Annotated in this window: 1 pseudogene; it reads left to right on the top strand. The window is 44.1% G+C overall.

The annotated features are described in order from the left end of the window. Positions 1-304: 304 nt before the first annotated feature. Positions 305-508, top strand: a pseudogene (locus MTF66_RS38425) (IS3 family transposase); the annotation flags it as partial.

Here is a 508-nt window from a genome sequence, read left to right as displayed (position 1 = left end):
AGTTGGAGAATGACGTTTTAAAAAAGGCGAAGGTCTACTTCGACAGCCTAAAAGAATAAGGTTCGAATATATCCACAGGGTCACAGATGCCAAACGTACAGTGAAGAAGTTGTGCAGTTGGTTATCTGTGTCGCCGGCTGGGTATTATAAATGGTTAAAGCAATTACCTAGCACACGCCAGAAAGAGAACAGTTCGTTACTTAAGTTTCTAAAGCATATTAGCGACCAGGAGCACTGTATCCCTGGCTATAGAAAGCTCTGGGAGGCAGCGGTAGCCCATGGTTTTGATTGCAGTAAAGGGCGTGTGCAGAGACTACTACAAAGCGTTGGCTATCGTTCAAAGTCAGGTAAGAGGCGCTATACAAGCCGCGCGAAGAAAGAAGGCACAATCAAAGCGAGTAATTTATTACGACGCCAGTTTAATGTTGATTCAGCAAATACCGTGTGGGTATCAGATATCACACAAGTACGCTGTAAAGATGGTTGGCAGTATTTATGCGTCGTTCTT

The sequence above is a fragment of the Pseudoalteromonas sp. 2CM39R genome (assembly GCF_023161845.1).
The sequence above is the reverse complement of the archived record's forward strand: the minus strand, read 5'-3'. Positions and strand labels throughout refer to the sequence as shown.